General features: G+C 66.0%; 15 protein-coding genes. 12 read left to right on the top strand and 3 right to left on the bottom strand.

Annotated elements, in window-relative coordinates:
- Positions 1-7: 7 nt before the first annotated feature.
- The 3 genes from icmH to tssJ form a co-directional block, all read right to left on the bottom strand.
- Positions 8-802, bottom strand: a complete 795-nt coding sequence (gene icmH, locus FD678_RS19630) for a type IVB secretion system protein IcmH/DotU (RefSeq protein WP_140727929.1) — start codon at positions 800-802, stop codon at positions 8-10.
- A complete protein-coding gene (gene tssK / locus FD678_RS19625) occupies positions 802-2,154 on the bottom strand; it encodes a type VI secretion system baseplate subunit TssK (protein WP_218569878.1) in 1,353 nt (450 codons plus the stop codon). The genes icmH and tssK overlap by 1 nt, the downstream gene beginning before the upstream one ends.
- A gap of 96 nt (positions 2,155-2,250) precedes the next feature.
- The gene (gene tssJ / locus FD678_RS19620) at positions 2,251-2,856 is read right to left on the bottom strand and encodes a type VI secretion system lipoprotein TssJ (RefSeq protein ID WP_140727928.1); all 606 of its coding nucleotides are present in this window, start codon (positions 2,854-2,856) and stop codon (positions 2,251-2,253) included.
- Between the two features lie 260 nt (positions 2,857-3,116).
- Between tssJ and FD678_RS19615 the strand changes: the two genes are divergently transcribed.
- The 12 genes from FD678_RS19615 to FD678_RS20495 all read left to right on the top strand — a co-directional run bounded on the left by FD678_RS19615 (position 3,117) and on the right by FD678_RS20495 (position 20,085).
- A complete protein-coding gene (locus FD678_RS19615) occupies positions 3,117-3,713 on the top strand; it encodes a hypothetical protein (protein ID WP_218569876.1) in 597 nt (198 codons plus the stop codon).
- A gap of 33 nt (positions 3,714-3,746) precedes the next feature.
- Positions 3,747-4,253, top strand: coding sequence for a type VI secretion system contractile sheath small subunit (gene tssB / locus FD678_RS19610; RefSeq protein WP_140727927.1), 507 nt, complete (start codon positions 3,747-3,749; stop codon positions 4,251-4,253).
- A gap of 3 nt (positions 4,254-4,256) precedes the next feature.
- Complete coding sequence (gene tssC / locus FD678_RS19605; protein ID WP_218569875.1) at positions 4,257-5,756, top strand: type VI secretion system contractile sheath large subunit; 1,500 nt, start codon at positions 4,257-4,259, stop codon at positions 5,754-5,756.
- 136 nt (positions 5,757-5,892) lie between these two features.
- Entirely contained in the window at positions 5,893-6,390 is a 498-nt protein-coding gene (locus FD678_RS19600) for an Hcp family type VI secretion system effector (protein ID WP_140727926.1), read from the top strand.
- Positions 6,391-6,552: 162 nt separating this feature from the next.
- Positions 6,553-7,017: a type VI secretion system baseplate subunit TssE gene (gene tssE / locus FD678_RS19595; RefSeq protein ID WP_218569874.1), complete on the top strand. Its 465-nt coding sequence runs from the start codon at positions 6,553-6,555 to the stop codon at positions 7,015-7,017.
- A 2-nt stretch (positions 7,018-7,019) separates the two neighbouring features.
- A complete protein-coding gene (gene tssF, locus FD678_RS19590) occupies positions 7,020-8,855 on the top strand; it encodes a type VI secretion system baseplate subunit TssF (protein WP_140727924.1) in 1,836 nt (611 codons plus the stop codon).
- Entirely contained in the window at positions 8,819-9,910 is a 1,092-nt protein-coding gene (gene tssG, locus FD678_RS19585; RefSeq protein WP_140727923.1) for a type VI secretion system baseplate subunit TssG, read from the top strand. The genes tssF and tssG overlap by 37 nt, the downstream gene beginning before the upstream one ends.
- A 64-nt stretch (positions 9,911-9,974) precedes the next feature.
- A complete protein-coding gene (gene tssH, locus FD678_RS19580; protein ID WP_218569888.1) occupies positions 9,975-12,695 on the top strand; it encodes a type VI secretion system ATPase TssH in 2,721 nt (906 codons plus the stop codon).
- Positions 12,696-12,718: 23 nt separating this feature from the next.
- On the top strand, positions 12,719-13,072 hold the full coding sequence (locus tag FD678_RS19575; RefSeq protein WP_140727921.1) for a hypothetical protein: 354 nt from the start codon (positions 12,719-12,721) through the stop codon (positions 13,070-13,072).
- Between the two features lie 50 nt (positions 13,073-13,122).
- Positions 13,123-15,855, top strand: coding sequence for a type VI secretion system Vgr family protein (locus FD678_RS19570; RefSeq protein WP_218569873.1), 2,733 nt, complete (start codon positions 13,123-13,125; stop codon positions 15,853-15,855).
- 11 nt (positions 15,856-15,866) lie between these two features.
- Positions 15,867-16,817, top strand: a complete 951-nt coding sequence (locus FD678_RS19565; protein WP_140727919.1) for a DUF4123 domain-containing protein — start codon at positions 15,867-15,869, stop codon at positions 16,815-16,817.
- Entirely contained in the window at positions 16,810-20,085 is a 3,276-nt protein-coding gene (locus FD678_RS20495) for a T6SS effector BTH_I2691 family protein (RefSeq protein WP_218569872.1), read from the top strand. The genes FD678_RS19565 and FD678_RS20495 overlap by 8 nt, the downstream gene beginning before the upstream one ends.
- Position 20,086 lies beyond the last annotated feature (1 nt).

The following is a 20,086-nucleotide window of genomic DNA, read 5'->3' as shown; positions in this document are numbered from 1 at the left end:
ATCCCGTTCAGGGTAGCGTGATCGTGATGTGCGCGGTCCGTTGCGGCATCTGGATCACCTGGTTGTAGGCGGCCAGCTGCCGCTCGGTCTGGTGGTCCAGGTAGGCGCGCAGGCCGAAGAAGCCGAGCACGCCGAAGACGGCGACCAGCGCCGCCGGCAGCCACAAGGGCACCACGCGGCGCAGGCTGTGGCGGACGTTGTCCGGCGGCAGCGCGTGCGGCGCGAAGCCGGTGCGCTTGCCCTTGAGATAGACGATCTCGTCGCCCAGGCGCGCGGTCAGGTAGCCGAGCTTCTCGGTGCCTTCCAGGCGGTACTTGCCTTCGAAGCCGAGCAGCAGGCAGTAGTGGTACACCTCCAGCGACGGAAGGCGCGCCACGCCCTGGCGGCGCAGTTCCTCGAGCCGATCGAAGAAGTGCTCGCCGGCCAGGTGCTCGCCGAACATGCGCAGCTGCAGCGGATTGCGCTCCCACGCTTCGTGCAGGTGCGAAGGCTGCGAGAGGATGGCCTCGTCCACCGCCGCGCAGAAGGCGTACTTGGCGGCGTAGATGTCCTCCGAGGAGATGCCGAGCTTGATCGCGCCGCGTTCCACGCCGTCCAGGAACTTCTGGACGGACTGCACGAAGCCTTCCGCATCGCCCGGGATCTGGCCGCGCTTGAGCAGCAGCAGCAGGTAGAAGCCGTCGGCCATCAGGTCCTGCAGGCTCTGCGGGTTGTGCCCCTGCGGAAGCGGCGCGGCGAGCGCGCCGTTGGAGGTCAGCGACGGCATCGGGCCGGGCGTCGGCGGCAGGTTGGGAGTCCTCATCATGAAGTCACCGCGATAAGTTCCATCTTCAGGTCATGGATGCCGGCCGGCACGTAGATCATGATCGACTGTGCCTTGAGCATGCGTTCGTACAACGCGCCACGCGCGTCGAGCTGGAAGTAGTAGCTGCCCGGGCGCACCGGGATCGCCGCCGGCACCTGCGCCGCATGGGCGAGCTTGACGCCCGGCAGCGCCGACAGCACGCACTTCTCCACGTCGTCCGGCGCGCCGACCTTGAAGCGCACGGGCACGGTCTGCACCAGTTCCTGGGCCGGCAGGTCGGCCGACACGCCCAGGTAGAAGGCGGCATCCTCGTCGATGCGCTGCGAATCCAGCCGGCCCAGGTGGAACGACGGCTTGACCTCGCTCAGGGCGATCTGGAAGTAGCGCGCGGAGATCACCGTGTCCAGCAGCTCGCGCACGATCTCGAACAGGCGCCGGAAACCCGGCTCCGGGCGATCGTGCTGGTAGCGCGGCAGGTCGTTGAGCTGGTAGGCGTTGGAGAAGGTCAGCAGCGCGCCGGCCATGCGCAGCATTTCCTGGTGCAGGCGCTCGGGATGTAGCTGCGGGTGGTGGAACAGGTGCGAGAGCGCGCCGAACGAGGCGTTGACGGTATGCAGCAGCCAGAACGAGGCGATGTCGCCGGAGCGGAACTCGATGATGTGTTGCGAAGGCTGGCGATGCAGCCCGTACAGCGCGTCGACCTTGGCCTGCAGCGAGTCGAGCATGCCGCGCAGTTCGCGCAGCAGCGACGGGGACGCCGCGATCTGCGCGCAGGTCGGGATGAAGTCCTCGTCCAGCTCGAAGCCGCCGGTGGAGGTGCGGCGCACGCGCGCCACCGGCACGGTCACGTACGCGTCGCGCGGCTGGTCGTCGGTGAGCAGCCGCGCGGCCTTGCCCAGGTAGGCCAGCTCGGCCTCGGCCGCATCGGTGAACAAGTCGTGGGTGGGATGGTTGACCTGGCGGTAGCGCGCGGTCTGCCCGTCGCCCTCGCTGGCGCAATTGTCGCCGTCCTCGCGCAGCAAGGGCAGCGCGAGGTGCACCACGGTGCTCTGGATGCCCGCGGGTAGGTCCTTCAGCGACAGCGGGTCGGGCAGCGCGTCGTGCGCCGGGGCGTCGAAGGTCTCGCCATCGGCGAAGACCGCGGAAAGGTCGAGCGGGCGCAGCGTGCCGTGGCCGAGCGCCTGCGGATCGAAACGGCTGCGGCGGCATCCCCAGCCGTAGGGATGCAGCGTCTGGGCGAGATCGTGCAGGCGCGCTTCGTGGTAGGCGTCCTGCCTCTGGAAGTGTTGCGGGCGCAGGAACAGACCTTCGCCCCAGAACACCTTCGACATCCTGCTTACGTGTGACACTCGTCGTTCCTTGGAATTCGTGGCTTCGATGCGCCTGGCGAGCGCGCCCTCCCGGCATCGGAAGGGCGGATACTACCAAGCGCGCCTATCGCATCGTCACGGCGCCGCGCAGCGTACCGAGGCGAGGCTGGACGGGTCCCCGGACAGCTTTGTGACGAGCCCCGGGGCAGAAGTGGTCAAGGCGCAGCGGTGCGCGCCGACGGTGATGCCTTCGGTGGCCAGCTCCGGGACGGTGGCATCGAAGGCCAGGCGCCAGCGCCCTTCGGCCGGGGCGCGGAACAGCGCCACCACGCCGATCGTGCCGGTGCCCGAGGAGATCTTCTCGTCCAGTTCCTGCTTCATGCCCGGCATCAGCACGATTTCGTTGACCGACAGCAGGTCGGCGCCCAGCGCGGCCTGTTCGCCGGCCTGGTCCAGGAACGCGCTGAAAGGGGCCTGCTCGAAGCGCTGGGCGCCGCGCAGGTGGTAGATCTTCAGCACCGCCGCGGTGGGCTTGCCATCGTTGCCGGCATTGAGGTTGGTGCCGGCGAGCAGCCGCAGCGGGATCTGCGACGGGGCCTTGGGCGTATCTTCCTTGAGGCCGACGGCCTGCAGGGTCCGGTTCATGGCCTTGCCGATGCCGCCGCTGGCGCAGCTGCAAAGTGTGACCGATATCAAGGAAGCAAGCAGGGCAGCGCGGGCAAAAGACCTTCCTGGAAACATAAAGTGCCTGTTTATGCGGGCCAAACGGGTAGAAGATGGCGACCTGGATGCGCCATGGGCACGGGGTGGTCGGTGTGCGGGCCGTCACGTTGCCTTGACGGCCGCCGTCGCGCTGCACTATACCGCCGGATAATTGCGGCTGTACACTTTTGGGCCCGACGGCAAACCGCAATATCCCGCAGCTATAACGGCGGGGGTGCGGAAAGCTTGAGGCCGACGTTTCCTCGAGGAGTTTTATGAAGGCGATCAAAGGAGTGGCCATGATGCGGCCAATGTTCGTGGCGATGCTGCTGCTCGGTCTGGCGGCGTGTTCGAGTACGCCGAAGAAGGAGCCGCCGCCGTCGTTCGACGCGCTGATGTCGCGCGCCGAGGCGCAGGTGGGCGTCGGGAGTCCCGATGCGTCCATCGCCGCCTTCGAGGAAGCGGCCCGTGCCGATCCCACCCGCAAGGAACCTTGGGTGCGCATCGCGCAGCTGCAGTTCGATCGCGCCAACTATGCTCACGCGATCGTGGCCGCCGAGGAAGTGCTGCAGCGCGATCCCGATGATCTGGTGGCCGATGGTGTGATGACCGTCGCAGGATTCCGCATCGCCAACCAGTCGCTGCAGCGACTGCAGACCCGCGGTGCGCTGGCCTCGGAAACCGCCCGCAAGGAAGCCGAGACCCTGGCCGCCACCCTGCGTTCGACCATGGGCGATGCGATCCTGGCGCCGCCGGCGCCGGCCAAGCCGGCGCGCAAGCCGGCCAGGGCCGTGCGCCGCGCCGCGGATGCGACCGCCCCGGCCGCTCCCACCGCTCCTTCCCGCCCGGCTCCTTCGGCCGATTCCGATCCATTCAAGAACATCCGCGGCAACTGATCGTCAGGGCCGCGCATACCTAAGGAGAGACCCATGGCCAAGAAGGACAGCGTCCAGAAACGTCTTCAGAAGATCCGGCCGCCGCGCGTGCAGCTCACGTACGACGTCGAAAAGGGCGACGCCATCGAACAGAAGGAACTGCCGTTCGTGGTCGGCGTCCTCGGCGACTTCAGCGGCAATCCCGAGCAGCCGTTGCCGAAGGTCAAGGACCGCAAGTTCGTCAACGTCGACCTCGACAACTTCGACGAGGTCATGGAAGGCGCGGCGCCGCGCGCGGTCTACCGCGTGCCGAACAAGATCGGCGACGGCGGCGGCGAGTTCGCCGTGGAGCTGAAGTTCAAGTCGATCGACGACTTCCGCCCGGAGGCGGTCGTGCAGCAGGTCGAGCCGCTGCGCAAGCTGCTCGAGTCGCGCACCAAGCTCGCCGACCTGCGCAACAAGCTCGCCGGCAACGAGAAGCTCGAGGATCTGCTGACCGACGTGCTGAACAACACCGAGCAGCTCAAGCGGCTCGGCGCGGAGAAGGACAAGGGGGAATAAGCCATGGCCGCAGAAGCCACCGGTAGCGCCGTGCAGGCAGCCCAGGGTGCCGTCGCCGAGGCGGGCGGCCTGCTCGACCAGATCGTCGAGCAGAGCAAGGTCGCCAAGTCCGAGACCGAGCACCAGCGGGCCAAGGACATCATTTCCGAACTGGCCAAGGAGGTGCTCGAGGGCACCGTGGTGGTCTCGGACAACCTCAACCTGACGCTGGATGCGCGCATCGCCGAGATCGACCGGATGATCTCCGAGCAGCTCAGCGCGGTGATGCACGCGCCCGAGTTCCAGCAGCTGGAGAGCAGCTGGCGCGGCCTGCACTACTTGTGCCAGCAGACCTCCACCGGCCCGGCGATGAAGATCAAGGTCTTCAACGCGCCGAAGAAGGACCTGGTGCGCGACTTCAAGTCGGCGATCGACTTCGACCAGAGCGCGCTGTTCAAGAAGGTCTACGAGGAGGAGTTCGGCACCTTCGGCGGTGCGCCGTTCGGCGCGCTGATCGGCGACTACTACATCGGCCGCCAGCCGGAGGACATGTACTTCGTCGAGCAGATGTCGCACGTGGCGGCGGCCGCGCACGCGCCGTTCATCAGCGCCGCGTCCGAGCAGATGTTCGGCCTGGAGAGCTTCACCGAGCTGGGCAAGCCGCGCGACCTGGCCAAGATCTTCGACACCGTCGAGTACGCCAAGTGGCGCTCCTTCCGCGAGTCGGAGGACAGCCGCTACGTCGGCCTGACCATGCCGCGCTTCCTCGGCCGCCTGCCGTACAACCCGAAGGACGGCACCACCGTGGAGGGCTTCAACTTCGTCGAGGAAGTCGAGGCGACCGACCACAGCAAGTACCTATGGTGCAACACCGCCTACGCGATGGGCGCGCGCCTGACGCATGCCTTCGAGGACTTCGGCTGGTGCGCGGCGATCCGCGGCGTGGAGGGCGGCGGCCTGGTCGAGGACCTGCCGACGCATACTTTCCGCACCGACGACGGCGAGGTCGCGCTCAAGTGCCCGACCGAGATCGCCATCACCGACCGGCGCGAGAAGGAGCTCAGCGACCTGGGCTTCATCCCGCTCGTGCATTGCAAGAACACCGACTATGCGGCCTTCTTCGGCGCGCAGTCGGCGCAGAAGCCCAAGAAGTACAACACCGACTCGGCCAACGCGAACGCGATCCTGTCGGCGCAGCTGCAGTACATCTTCGCGGTATCGCGCATCGCCCATTACCTGAAGGCGATGATGCGCGAGAAGATCGGCAGCTTCGCCTCCGCGCGCAACGTCGAGGATTTCCTGAACCGTTGGATCTCGCAGTACGTGCTGCTCGACGACAACGCGACCCAGGAAGCCAAGGCGCAGTATCCGCTGCGCGAGGCGTCGGTGCAGGTTTCGGAGGTGCCGGGCAAGCCCGGCGTCTACCGTGCAGTGGCCTTCATCAGGCCGCATTTCCAGCTCGACGAGCTGTCTGTTTCGTTGCGACTTGTGGCCGAACTGCCGGCCGCGGCAAATAAGTCGTAGCGTTTTGCTGTTGCTGTAGCGTCGAGGGACGGAGATCCCGTTTTTTGCAGAAAGACGCGGCCCGAAAGGGCAACCGACCGCCGGGTCCGCCCGGCAAACCAATCTCACGGAAGACCGGAACTTAGGAGACCAGATCATGCAGCACGCTTTTTTGACCATTGACACCATCAAGGGCGAGTCGCACGACGACAAGCACAAGGACTGGATCGAGATCAAGTCGTTCTCCCAGGACCTGACGCAGCCGCGTTCGGCCACCGCCTCCACCTCCGGCGGCGCCACCGCCGCCCGCGTCAACCTCTCGCCGATCGAAGTCGTCAAGTCGATCGACCTCGCTTCCACGGCTCTCAGCCAGGCTTGCGCCAATGGCACCACCTTCCCGAAGGCCCGCATCGAGTTCATGCGCGCCGACAAGGACGGCAACGCCATCAACTACTACCTGGTCGAGCTGATGAACGTGCTCGTGCACCGCGTCACCACCACGGTGGACGAGGACGGCATGCCGCAGGAAGTGGTTCAGCTGAGCTATGGGGCCATCCGTTGGACCTATAACCAGCAGAAGCCGGAAGGCGGTATCGGCGGCAAGACGGTTGCGCAGTGGAGCGCGACGAAGAACATCCCGAACTACGCCGTCTGATGCACCGTTTGCGATGGCGTCTCCCCCGGCGCCATCGCATTTCCGCCGGCCCGCGCCGGTGTCGTATGGAACCCAGCGGTCTGGCCCGCAGCCATGCCCGCGCCCCATCAGGCATGGATGCCCTGAACGAGAGCGCCGATGAAAGGACTCGAACCCAGTTTGTTGGAAAAGCTTTTCGACGATGCGCCCAGGTCGCCGGCGTCCTCCGGCAACGTGTTCAAGGCGATGTCGCTGGAGCAGTACAAGGAATCGATCGCCCGCGACCTGGAAGGCCTGCTCAATTCGCGCGCGGCCTTCAATGAGGAAGGGCTGGACGCTTTCCCGCAGTGCCGCCAGTCGTTGATGACCTACGGGCTCTGCGATTTCTCGGCCATGAGCCTGGCCAACGCCTACGACCGCGCCGCGATCTGCCGTTCGCTCGAGCGCGCGGTGACGCGCCACGAGCGGCGCCTGCGCAACGTCAACGTCAAGCTCGAGGCGGGCACGCAGCCCGGCGGCGGCCTGCATTTCACGATCCACGCGCTGCTCGACCTGGAGCCGGCACGCGAGCCGGTCAGCTTCGACGCCATGCTGCAGCCGTCCACGCTGCAGTACTCGGTGAGCCGCTTGCGCCGGCAGGTGGTCTGAGCATGCAGGACCTGCTGCCCTACTACGAACGCGAACTGGCCTACCTGCGCCGCTACGGGCGCGAGTTCGCCGAGCGCTATCCCAAGATCGCCGGGCGCCTGCAACTGTCCGCCGAGGGCAGCCAGGACCCGCACGTGGAACGCCTGATCGAGGCGTTCGCGCTGATGGGCGCGCGCATCTCCAAGCGCATCGAGGACGACTACCCCGAGTTCACCGACGCGCTGCTGGACGTGCTCTATCCGCACTACCTGCGCCCGTTCCCGTCCTGCTCGGTGGCGTACTTCGACATGGAAGGCGTGGCCGCCAAGCTGAGCGCGCCGCTGGTCGTGCCGCGCGGCACGATGCTCCAGTCGCGGCTGGTGCGCGGCATCAGCTGCCGCTTCCGCACGGCCTACGACGTGTTGCTGGCCCCTGTCGGCGTACGTGCGGCGGACTACCGCGCCGTGGCCGAGGCGCCGCTGGCGGTCAGCCTGCCGCCGGGGAGCGGCGGCCAGATCTCCCTCAGTTTCGGCCTGCTCTCCGACCAGATCGGCTTCGCCGACCTGGCGGGCCGGAAGCTGCGTTTCTTCGTGGACGGCGAACCGTCCTTCTGCGCTGCGCTGCGCGACGCGCTGGCGCTCGGCGTGCGCGCCGCCTACGTCGAGGCCGATGGCAGCGGGCGCTGGCAGCGGCTGCAGGCCAATCCGCTGGAGGCGGTGGGATTCGCCGAGGACGAGGCGCTGGTCGATTTCCCGGCACGCTCGCATCCGGCCTATCGGCTCCTGACCGAACTGTTCGCGTTCCCGGAGAAGTTCGGCTTCTTCGACCTGCCGCTGGACACGGTCGCGCGCGGCGCGGTGCGCTGGTTCACCGTGCACCTGGTGCTCAAGGCGACCCCGCCCGACCGCGCCGCCAACCTGGTGCTGGAAGAGCTGGGCACCAAGAACGTCAAGCTCGGCTGCACGCCGATCGTCAACCTGTTCGAGCAGGGCGGCGAGCCGATCCGCGTCACCCACCGCACGGTGAACTACCCGGTGGTCGCCGATGCGCGGCGCGCGTTCGCGTACGAGGTGCATTCGATCGACTCGGTGTACCGCGTGCGGCAGACGCCGCAGGGAGAATCGATCCAGGAATTCCGGCCGTTCTACTCGCTGCACCACGGCGAGGATCCCGAGCGCACCGGGCAGTACTGGGTGGCGCGCCGCGACGAGGACGTGGCGCGGCAGAGCCCGGGCTACGAGACCGAGCTGAGCTTCATCGACCTGGACTTCAACCCGGCCGCGCCGCAGACCGACGTGGTCAGCGTGCGCCTGACCTGCAGCAACCGCGACCTGCCGACCCAACTCGCCCACGGCGTGGCCGGCGGCGACCTGTCGATCGAGGGCGGCACGCCGGCGCGGGCGATCTCGCTGCTGCGCAAGCCGAGCCGGCCGTTGCGGTTCCGCCAGGGCAAGGGCGCGCAATGGCGCCTGATCTCGCACCTGTCGCTCAACCAACTCTCGCTCACCGGCAGCGGCCTGCCGGCGCTCAAGGAGATGCTGCGCCTGTACGACCTGTCCGGCAACAGCGTGTCCTCGCGCCAGATCGACGGCATCGTCGCCATCGACCAGCACCCGGTCACCGCGTGGATGTCCGGTTCGCGCTTCGCCTCGATGGTGCGCGGCCTGGAAGTACGGCTGACCATCAGCGAGAGCCATTTCGTCGGCACCGGCATCGCCGCCTTCGCCCACGTGATGGACCGCTTCTTCGCGCTTTACGTCCATGCCAACAGTTTCACCCGCCTGGTGCTGGTCTCCAGCGACAGCGGGGAGGAGATCGTCCGATGCCCAGCGCGCAGCGGCGAATCGATCCTGGCGTAGCCCAGCAGCTCCTCTCCGGGCCGCATCGCTTCCAGTTCTTCCAGGCGATCCGGTTGCTGGAGCGGGTCTTCGCCCGGCAGGGCGTCCGTCCGGGGCAGGCGGTGCCGACGTGGGTGCGCTTCCACAACACGCTCTCGCTGTCGTTCCCGGCGACCGAGCTCGATTCGCAGGGCGAGGCCTATTCGCGCGAAGGCGACCGCCTGGAAAGCGAGGTCGCGCTGGGTCACGCGCTGGAGACCGAGGGCCTGGGCGAGGTGCACCTGACGCCGCACTTCATGGGCCTGCTCGGCATCACCGGCGCGCTGCCGCTGCACTACACCGAGACCCTGCAGGAGCGCGAGCTGTACCAGCGCGACCGCACCGCGCGCGCATTCCTGGACATCTTCGCCAATCGCGCCGTCGCGCTGCACTATGCCGCGTGGAAGAAGCACCGGCTAGCATTGCAGTACGAACTGGACCGCCGCGAGCGCTTCGTGCCGCTGGTGCTGTCGCTGCTGGGCATGGGCATGCCCGGCCTGCGCGATCGCATGCTCGACGGGCATGGCGACGTGTTCGACCAGGCGGTCGCCTACTACGCCGGGTCGATCCGCCAGCGGCCGGTCTCGGCGTGCATGGTGCGGCGCGTGCTGTCCGACTACTTCCGGGTGCCGATCGAGCTGGAGCAGTTCGTCGGCGCCTGGTATCGCGTGCCGGCGGGGCAGGCCACCCGGTTGGGCCAGGCCAACGCCATGCTCGGTTCCACCGCGCTGGCGGGCGATCGCGTATGGCAGCGCGATCTGCGGATGCGCCTGCGCATCGGGCCGCTGCGCCGCGAGCAGTTCGACGATTTCCTGCCCGGCGGCAGCGCCGCGCAGGCCCTGTCCAAATGGCTGACGCTGCTGACCGGCGGCAGCCTGGAATACGAAGTACGGCTGGTCTTGCGCGCGCAGGACGTCCGCGGCGCGGAGATCGGCAACGGAGGCGGTGCCCGGCTCGGCTGGGACAGCTACCTGGCCACGCGCCCGGCGTCGGCGCCGCGCGCGGATACCACCTACGGGATCCATACACTGCAGTGATCGGCGGTCCCGCACCGCGGCGGCCCGGGCAACGACAGCAAGGAGCTTTACCAACCGCATGAGCATCAACCTCAAGACCCTGATCGGCAAACTCGACGACACCTGCCGCCAGGCGGCGGAACGGGCCGCCAACCTGTGCATGTCGCGCGGCAACTACGAGGTGGACCTGGAACACCTGTTCCTGGCGCTGCTCGAGCAGCCGCAAAGCGATTTCGTGCTGATCGCGCGCCGCTGCGGCATCTCGCCCGAAGCGCTGGAGCGCGACCTGCAGGAGGAGATCGGCCGCTTCAAGAACGGCAACACGCGCACGCCGGTGTTTTCCCAGCACCTGCCCAAGCTGTTCGAGCATGCCTGGTTGATCGCCTCGCTGGATTCCCACACCACCCGCATCCGCAGCGGCCACCTGCTGCTGGCGCTGCTGACCGAACCGGATCTCTCGCAGCTGGCCTATCGCGGCTCCAAGCTGTTCGTGCGCTTCAAGCTGGACGAACTCAAGCACGACTTCGCGCGCTTGACCGAGGGCTCGCAGGAGGCCGGCCAGAGCGTGCGCTTCGCCGATGCGCCGGCGGACGGCGGCGCCGAGGAGTCCGCCGCCACGGTGCCGGAGGCCAAGGGTGGCCTGTCGCGGACGCCGGCCCTGGACCAGTTCACCACCAACCTCACCCAGCGCGCCCGCGACGGGCAGATCGATCCGGTGATCGGCCGCGACGGCGAGATCCGCCAGGTCATCGACATCCTGATGCGGCGGCGCCAGAACAACCCGATCCTCACCGGCGAGGCCGGTGTGGGCAAGACCGCGGTGGTCGAGGGCCTGGCCCGCCGCATCGCCGAGAAGGACGTGCCCGAGGTGCTGCAGGGCGTTGAGCTGCACGTGCTCGACCTGGGCCTGCTGCAGGCCGGCGCGAGCGTGAAGGGCGAGTTCGAGAACCGCCTGAAGAACGTGATCGACGAGGTCAAGAAGAGCCCGCATCCGATCATCCTGTTCATCGACGAAGCCCACACCATGATCGGCGCGGGCGGCACCGCCGGCCAGAACGACGCCGCCAACCTGCTCAAGCCGGCGCTGGCGCGCGGCGAGCTGCGGACCGTCGCGGCGACCACGTGGGGCGAGTACAAGAAGTATTTCGAGAAGGACGCCGCGCTGGCGCGGCGCTTCCAGGTCGTGAAGGTCGAGGAGCCGAGCGAGGCGCTGGCCGCGGCGATGCTGCGCGGCATGGTGCCGCTGATGGAGAAGCATTTCGGGATCCGCGTGCTGGACGAGGCGGTGACCGAGGCGGTGCGGCTCTCGCATCGCTACATCAGCGGTCGCCAACTGCCGGACAAGGCGGTGAGCGTGCTCGACACCGCTTGCGCCAAGGTCGCGCTGGGCCAGAGCGCCACGCCGGCGGCGATCGAGGAAGGGCGCAAGCACCTGGAACGCATCGCCGCGGAACTGTCGGCGCTGGATCGCGAAGTGGCGGCGGGGGCGCGCCACCACGCCGAGCGCATCGGTGAGCTGCGCGCGCAGCGCGAGGCGCTGGAGCAGGCCGTGGCCGCCGACGAGGCGCGGCTGGCGCGCGAGCGCGAGCTCGCGTCGCGCATCGCGCAGTTGCGCGAGACGATGGAAAACGCGCCTGCCCCCGTCCACGCTGCGGGCGAGGCCGAGGCCAAGCCGGCCAAGGGGCGCAAGTCCCGCACTGAGGCCGTCGCCTCGCCCGAGCAGCAGGAACTGGACGGCCTGCTGGCGGAACTGCACGAGCTGCAGGGCGAGACCCCGATGGTGCCGCTGCAGGTCGACGGCACCGTGGTCGCCGAGATCGTCTCGGCCTGGACCGGCGTGCCGCTGGGCCGCATGGTCAAGGACGAGATCCGTACCGTGCGCAACCTGCGCGCGCTGCTGATGGAGCGGGTGATCGGCCAGGATCATGCGCTGGAGGCCGTGGCCCAACGCGTGCGCACCGCGGCTGCGAAGCTAGAGGACCCGAACAAGCCGCGCGGCGTGTTCATGTTCGTGGGCCCCTCCGGCGTGGGCAAGACCGAGACTGCGCTGGCGCTGGCCGATATCCTCTACGGCGGCGAGCGCAAGCTGGTCACCATCAACATGAGCGAGTACCAGGAAGCGCACAGCGTCTCCGGCCTGAAGGGATCGCCGCCGGGCTACGTCGGTTACGGCGAGGGTGGCGTGCTGACCGAGGCGGTGCGCCGCAACCCCTACAGCGTGGTGTTGCTGGACGAGGTCGAGAAGGCGCACCCGGACGTGCTGGAAATGTTCTTCCAGGTGTTCGACAAGGGCGTGATGGACGACGCGGAAGGGCGCGAGATCGATTTCCGCAATACCCTCATCATCCTCACCTCCAACGTGGGATCCTCGCAGATCATGCAGGCCTGCCTGAACAAGCCGGCCGAGGAGCTGCCCAAGGCCGACGAACTGGCCGAGGCGCTGCGCCCGGTGCTGATGCGCACCTTCAAGCCCGCCTTCCTCGGGCGCATGAAGGTGGTTCCGTACTACCCGATCAGCGACGACGTGCTCGCGCGCATCATCGAGCTCAAGCTCGGCCGTATCCGCGACCGCGTGCGCGCCAACCACAAGGCCTCGTTCGAATGGAACGACAGTCTGGTCGAGAGCGTGCTGCAACGCTGCACCGAGGTCGATTCGGGCGCGCGCAACGTCGACCACATCCTCAACGGTACCTTGTTGCCGGAGATCGCCGAGAGCGTGCTCGCGACGATGGCCGATGGCGGCCGGATCGACGCCATCAAGGTGAGCGCCGGCAAGAACGGCGCCTTCAAGTACAAGCTGAACTGACCACGAAGCAAGGAGAAGACATCATGGATTTCTACGGACTCGACCGCAGCAAGGCCCTGGCCCATTGCGACAGCCTCGCCCTGGGCCGCGCCAGCCGCGACACCGACAGCGTGCGCACATGGAACCGCCTGCGCCCGGAACACATCATCGACCTGCTGGCCACGGCTTCGCCGGAGGCGCGCCAGGAGGCCCGCACCATCGCCGGCCTGATGACGCGCGCGGCCTGGCGCATCCACATGCAGGCATCGACCCAGGGCAAGGCCAACCAGCTCGCCAGCAACGTGCGCGAAGTCGGCCTGTCGGTGGGCGGCCGCGACTACCGTCTGCAGCTGACCGAAGGCCGCACGTTGCAGCTCGAGCGCATCACCGCCGCCTGATCCGCGGCGCGGCACGACGCAGACCCCCGCGAGGAACCGATATGGATATGGTGGCCACCGTTCTCGCTTCCCTGGCGGCGCCCGGGCAGCACGATCGCCTGTTGCGCCTGCACACGCCGCTCGGTGGCGAGCGGCTGGTCGCCGAGCGCTTCGGCGGCATCGAACGGATCGACGAGGTCGGCTTCCGGTTCGAGGTGACCGCGCTGTCCACAGACGCGGCGTTGCCGCTGGACGCGTTGCTCGGCAAGCCGGTACTGCTCGAACTGCTTGCCGCCGGTCCATCGCAGCGGCGTCCGTTCCATGGCCATGTCACCACGGCCGAACGCATCGGCAGCAACGGCGGGCTGGCCCGCTACCGGTTGGTGGTCGAGCCGTGGTTCGCGCTGCTCGGCAAGCGCGTGGACAGCTACGTTTTCCACGACATGAGCTTGGTGGAGATCGTGGAAAGCGTGTTCTCCGACTACGCCGGCCAGGGCGCGCTCGCGCCGGCGTGGCGCTGGAACCTCGCCGACCCGTCGGTGTACGCCCGTCGCAGCCTCACCACGCAGTACGAAGAGAGCGACCTTGCGTTCGTGCAGCGCCTGCTGGCCGAAGAGGGCATCTACTATTGGTTCGAGCACGAGGGCGATGCCGGGGCGGACACGCTGGGTCGCCACGTGCTGGTCCTGACGGACCACGCAGGAGCCAGCCCGGACCTGGGCAGCGTGCGCTACCACCGCGCCGACGTGACCGAGCGCGACGACAGCGTGCAGCGCTGGTCGCCCGCGCGGCGCTCGCGGGTCGCCAGGATATCGCGCGGCAGTTGGGACTACCGCAGCCTCGACCTGCGTCCGGCCAGCGCCGAGGCGCAAGCCGGCGATGGCCCGCAGGCGGAGGACCAGGACACCTGCGGGCCCTATGCCTGGCCCGACCGCGAACGCGGTCAGCGCCACGCGCAGCAGCACCTGGATGCCCGGCGCGTGCGCACCCGCAGCTTCGACGGCGCCGGCCGCTGGCGCCGCCTGGCGCCCGGCGGAATGTTCGGCGTGCAGGCGCATCCGACCACCGATGCCGGCGCGCGCTTCCTGTGCCTGTCGGTGGAGCATCGGGCCCGCAACAATCTCGGCACGGAAGTGTTCGACGCCCTGGAGCAACTGCTGGGGCCCGTCGCGTCGCCGGGTGCGGCATTGCCCGATGCGATCAGCGGACTGGGCCCGGTGGACGCCTGGGCGCTGCCGGAGACGGATTTCTACGACAACCGCTTCGTCGTGCTGCCGGCCGAGGCCACTTACCGGCCGCAGCTGGAAGACGGCGACGGCGCGCAAATGCACCCCAAGCCGCGCGTGCACGGCACGCAGAGCGCGATCGTGGTCAGCGACGGCGAGCCGCTGCTGTCCGATCGCGACCATCGCATCAAGGTGCAGTTCCCCTGGCAACGCGGCTCGGACGCGAGCGGCGGCCTGTCGCATCCGGCGGGCGAGGACAACGCGCCCGCCAGCGGCGGCGCCTGGACCTGGGTGCGGGTGATGACTCCGTGGGCCGGCGACAACTGGGGTGGCGTGGTACTGCCGCGCAAGGGCCAGGAAGTGCTGGTCGGGTTCATGGAAGGCGACATCGACCGGCCGGTCGTGGTGGGCGCGCTATACAACGGCCGCGGCCAGGTGGACGCGGCCCACAACCAGGTCGCCGGCGGCGGCGCGGGCGCGACCGGCAATGCGCCCGCCTGGTTCGACGGCAACACCCACGCGGCGGTCTACACCGGCTTCAAGAGCCAGGCGCTCGGCGCCAGCCAAGACGGCACCGGCGGCTACCAGCAACTGCGCCTGGACGACACGCCGGGCCAGGGCCGCGCGCAGGTCTCGACCACCCAGCATGACAGTACCTTGACGCTGGGCCACCTGAAGGGCGGCGAGGACAACCAGCGCGAGGGCGAACGCGGCTTCGGCGCGGAACTGTCCACCCAGGCCTACGGCGCGGTGCGTGCGGGTCAGGGCCTGCTGCTGGCGACCGAGCCCGGCAACGCGCAATTGGCCGCACCGCAGGCGCTCTCGCAATTGCAGCAAGGCGAGGAACTGCTCAAGTCCCTGGCCGACAGCGCCCGCACCCAACAGGCCGGCCTGCCCAACGACAAGGACGAACTCCCCGTCCAGCAAACCCTCGCGCAACTCCAGGAACAGCTCAAGGCGACCTTGACCGGCAGCGCCCAGGCCGAGTTCGGCGGCGGCGAGGGCGAAGTCCCCGGCTGGAACGCCCCGAACCTGCTGGCCAGCGGCCAGGCCGGCGTGCTGAGCCTGACGCCGGCCGACCAGGCCTGGGTCTCGGGTACCCAGACGGCGCTCGTCGCGGGCCATGCGCTGAACTGGTTGAGCCAGGGACACCTGGTCATGGCCGTGGCCGGCGGCCTGACCCTCTACACGGTCGGCAGCGAAGCCCCCGCCCAGTCGCCCGTGCGCGAACGTGGAATCGCCCTGCATGCCGCGCAGGGCGCAGTGAGCGCACGAGCGCACAGGAACCAGGCCAAGGCGACGGCGAAGACGCGCGTGCAGATCGCCAGCACCCAGGCGGACATCCAGGTAGCGGCCCCGAACGCGCACCTGCTGGCCACCGCAGCGGGCGCTTACCTCAAGCTGGAAGGCGGTGACATCGAACTGGGCGCGCCGGGGACCGTAGAGTTCAAGGGGAGCCAGCGGGAGTTGACGGGGCCGCAGAGTGCAAGTGCCGAGGCACAGATTCTGCAGGGACAACTCAAGGCGTGTTCCCAACAACTGGGTTCGCAGGTAGCGGCTGGAGCCGCTCTCATCTAGCCGGGCCTCTCATGATCGACATCATCATCAAAGAGCTTGGGCAGCACCTGCAACAGGATCCGGGTACACAGGCATTCTTGCTGATCGATCCGTTGCTACGGGAGCCCTTCCCAATTGACTGGGAACCCGTCGCCTCGGCTCCCAGCTGGCGGCTTCCGGTCAGGCACCCTGGCATCGGCGACGAACAGCAGCCGCGCTTGATCCAGTTGGAGGCTCGCAACGTAGCCCTTCTGGAGGCCAGCGTGATTGCGGCCTGCAAGGAGCAACAATCGGGTCAGGAGGAGGCGCAAGAAGGTTTTTGTATTGGTGGATGGCTTTTGGCGGGCAACGCAGTAGAAGGTGCGTCACTTGCAAGCCATCTGGCGTCGTGCATGCGCACCTCGGTTGCAAAGACAAGGGAGGCCAAGTTGTTCCGTTGGCCGGACAGGCGCGTGCTGGAATGGATGTGGCCAATCCTTGGCGAGGAGCAGCGCATCAGCCTGCTTGGCCCGCTCATGGACTGGATAAACATCGATCGGCGCTCACGTCTGCAAAATTTTCGAGTGCCAAACTCTCTTGCCGATGTGCAGGAAATACGTCTTGACCCGGCACAGCTGCAACATGCGGAACGTGGGGTGATCGCTCAGGATCTTCTACGAGGTTGGGGGACGTTTGTTGACCAGTTGCCGTCCGATTATCTGCATCAGGTGACGGGGGCGGTGGCCTCGGTTTGTCAAACGGGGTTGCAGAATCGCCAGGACCTTACGCTCCTGGGTGCCTATGTGCTTCAAGTACATCCACGTTTGACATCACATCCCAAAGTGCGAGCGGCCGTCGCGCAAGTTCGTCAAGGGTTTGAGACGCTTTCCGAAGCGTTGGAACGGATCCCGGATCCGGAGGGGTGGGATGCTATACGCGAAGATCTGCTCCAAGAGCGCCATCTGACTTATATCGAGCAAGGCAAGGACGTCCAATATGGCTGACGGGCAAAAAAAATCTTACTCATCCAATGCCAACAACGCCGCTGCCGCTACGCCAGCGGTCGAGTCTGGTGGTTGTCCTGCCTGTGCCAAGGCCGGTCTGCCGATCTTGCTGGTCAGGCCCGGATTGGCGGATGCAGGCTATGCAGCGGCTCGACAAGCACCATGTCAGCCATTGCTGGATAAGCACGTTGCTGGACCAAAGTTGAGTTTTGGTGGTTACGTACTGAGGACGTTACGCGCCGGCTACGTCATGGTTTTCTACGAAAACCCGCACACCGCCGAGCTCAAGGCAACCAAAGGGTGGCAAGCTTATCAAGTGTCCGATGGCGGTTACTTGTCGCCTTATCCGTTGCAAGTAATTGAACAGGCAGGCCAGAAAACGGGTGACGCCTTCACATGTCAGCGCACCGCTGCTTATGCGACAGCAATGCTGATGGTGATTCCTGACCCCAAGAACGCGGGCAAGGTCTGGATGGCGTATAGCGATCACCCCTGGTCCGAGCCTGTCCGCGAGTTCTATGTGGCAAACGTGGCAAAACGTGATGCACGGATGACCATGATCGACGCCGCCAGCAGCACCTGCGTACGTTCGATCGCAATGAGTGAGCGCAATATACTTACCTTGGTCGCAGACTATGATCAGTCCCCGCCAGCGAATCACCTGCTGGATACGCCATATGCGCCGCTGGCGATAGGGCGCGACATGGTCGGCACGAGCGGTGTGCGTCCGGAATCTGCTGCCGATCTGATGACACAGGCTCAAGCGCTCATCAAATCCTGCAAAGGGCAGTACACGATCGAGCAATTGAAGATTGTGAGTGTCCCAGATGCCGTCGGCATGACGGCGGAGACCGCCAGCGCGCGTATGACGCAGTGCAGTAGCGCGAAGAATTGGCTCTTCGAGAACGGGAAGGAGAGCGAGCAGCGTCCCTGGCGTCTGCAGACGGCCATGAGCATTGAGGGGTTGTTGAAGGAGATCGACCATCGCAACGAAGCACACAAGCAAGCGCTGGCGAACCTCCGGCAGAGTGGGTTGGCCGGCAAAAAGGTAAGCAGGCAGGAATTCGATCGCATGATGAAAGCGGGGGAGCTTCCACCTGGGACATTCTTTCAGATTTCTGGCTCCATCGACGCGCGCGGTGAATGGATGCCCGACGGAAACGCAAACAGCCAAACCGGAACGATCGTGCTGCAGAGTGATCGTGGACTGGATCAGAGCACCGCGAGAATGAAGGAAAAGGTGCTCGCCAAGCTCGGAAAGGATGGAAAGTACCCATTCCGGGATTTCATCAAGAAATACCGGGATATGGTGGACGCGGATCAAAAAAAACTGGCGAAGGTCGAACTGGACCACAAGGCCTGGATTCAATCGGATGCACGCAAGCTGGTGACCATGCACGACTGTGCAAGGACGATTCCGATGGATGGATTGCACTTTGCCTCCATCGTTCGTGACGTGACCAATGGCGGCACAATGACGGAGAACGGTCTGGAGTGGTATGCCGGTTTTGTCCATGAAGATCCAGCACAAGCCGATGCGATCCTGACGCAGGCCATGCTGGGAAACCAGGATGCCTTCTTCAAGACGTTCACCGCCAAGTCGACCACCAAGCAGGTCAAGAACTTGCTGAAGGTGTTTGAGGAGGCGGCGAAGGTGGCAGACCCGGCTCAACTCCAGCGGGACCAACGTCTGGTCAAGTCCTTTCCCTTTTTCGACAAGACCGTCGCCGCTGCGCCTGTATTGAAGAGGGTGTTGGACGGCATTGCCAACCCGCTGGCCACGGTCTCTGGCGGAGTCTTGCTTGGTTTGATGAAACGCAAACAGATTTCTCAGGGGGCAGTGGAGAAGTTCGAACGGTTGTTGGCCAGCATTGCGGACACCGTCAAACCGGACAAGGTCTTTACTGCACAGATCCGCTTCGATCTAGCGTTGGCTTACTGGCGTACCGCTGACAGGCGCGTGCGTATGTCAGCCAGCGAGCAGGCTGCTGAAAGTACGCGGCAGGCAACCGCCAATGTACAGCGTGTCGTGGAAAATCAGACGGGCAAGGTGAAGAGCCTGGTACTGGCAGGCTCGCTTTCCATGGCGCTGCAAATGCCTGAATCTCTGGGCAGGCAAATGGTGACGGTCTGGCGTGTGGGCGGCCAGGTTGCCGACGATGTCAAGCTCTGGGGCAAGGCCACTGCCGACGCCTTGCGTAGCGGCTCTCCCGCGTTCAATGCGGCAGCGGCAGTGCTGCAAGCAATCTCATTGGCGAAGCTGCCGGAGCAGCTGACTTATGGTACCGAGCAGGAGCGGCAAGTCGCTTATGCGGGACTAGTCGGCTCCGGCATGGGTTTGGTAGCAGCGACGCTGGAAATTGGTGAGTCCATTTACAAGGAAGTCGAGAAGACTCGTGGCCTTGCTGCAGAAGTTGGTCGAGCACGTTATCTGAAGCTTGCGGCGGGTAGGATTTCAGCTGCAGCTGTGGTGGTGGAGGCGGGGACAGCTGCGCTTGCTGTTCTTTCGAGATATGAAGTGCGCGATTATGATGCATCTGCCCTTTACGCTGTTCAGACGATAATTCTTCTAGGGGCTTCTTATGCAGCTTGGATGGGAGCTAGTGCGACTTTTGCGGGAGGGACATCGGCAGCCTCGGCAGGGGCGTTAGGTCTCTCATGGACAGGTTGGGGTCTGATTCTGGTGGGGGCTGGCCTATTAGTGGGCTATGTCGCTTTGTTGTTACAGGACACACCGGCAGAGGAATGGGCAGCCAAATGCATTTGGGGCGCAGTCGATCCTAGCAAGCAGTGGGGAAGTCCGCAGCGCGAGCAGGAAGAGCTGAACAAACTACTGTTGGGCATCAGGGTTGAATTGGGTTATTCAACCCAATGGATCAAGACACTTGGGGCCTCGGGAGCCGCAGCCGAAGGTTGGTCGCCCTTCGGAGAGGAACAGCGAATTCTGTGGAAGGTCGCAGAAGTTCGATTGTGGATTCCGAAAGCATTTCGTACGAGGCTGCACTATGGCTTGACGCTGACGTTGGCTGGCACCGACGGGGTGTCCACTATTGTGTACAGCTACCTCAACGGCGTGGGCCAGCAACTGGTCCGACTGCCCGGACTAGATGAAGTGAAGTTGGAGGAGAACGACAAGGATGCGGTACTGATCTCGGTTGAAGTGGATGGTACGCGATTCCGGAGTGCCCAGGCAGAGATGGTGCTTGCCGATCTGAATGAGTCGGTGGAGGCGCGCAATGTATTGGTGCAGCAAATTTTAAATGATTGAG

The organism is Pseudomonas sp. Hp2, assembly GCF_006386585.1.
GTDB classification, from domain to species: Bacteria; Pseudomonadota; Gammaproteobacteria; order Xanthomonadales; family Xanthomonadaceae; genus Pseudomonas_S; species Pseudomonas_S boreopolis.
Note: the sequence above shows the minus strand (reverse complement) of the source record. Positions and strands in the feature narration are given on the sequence as shown.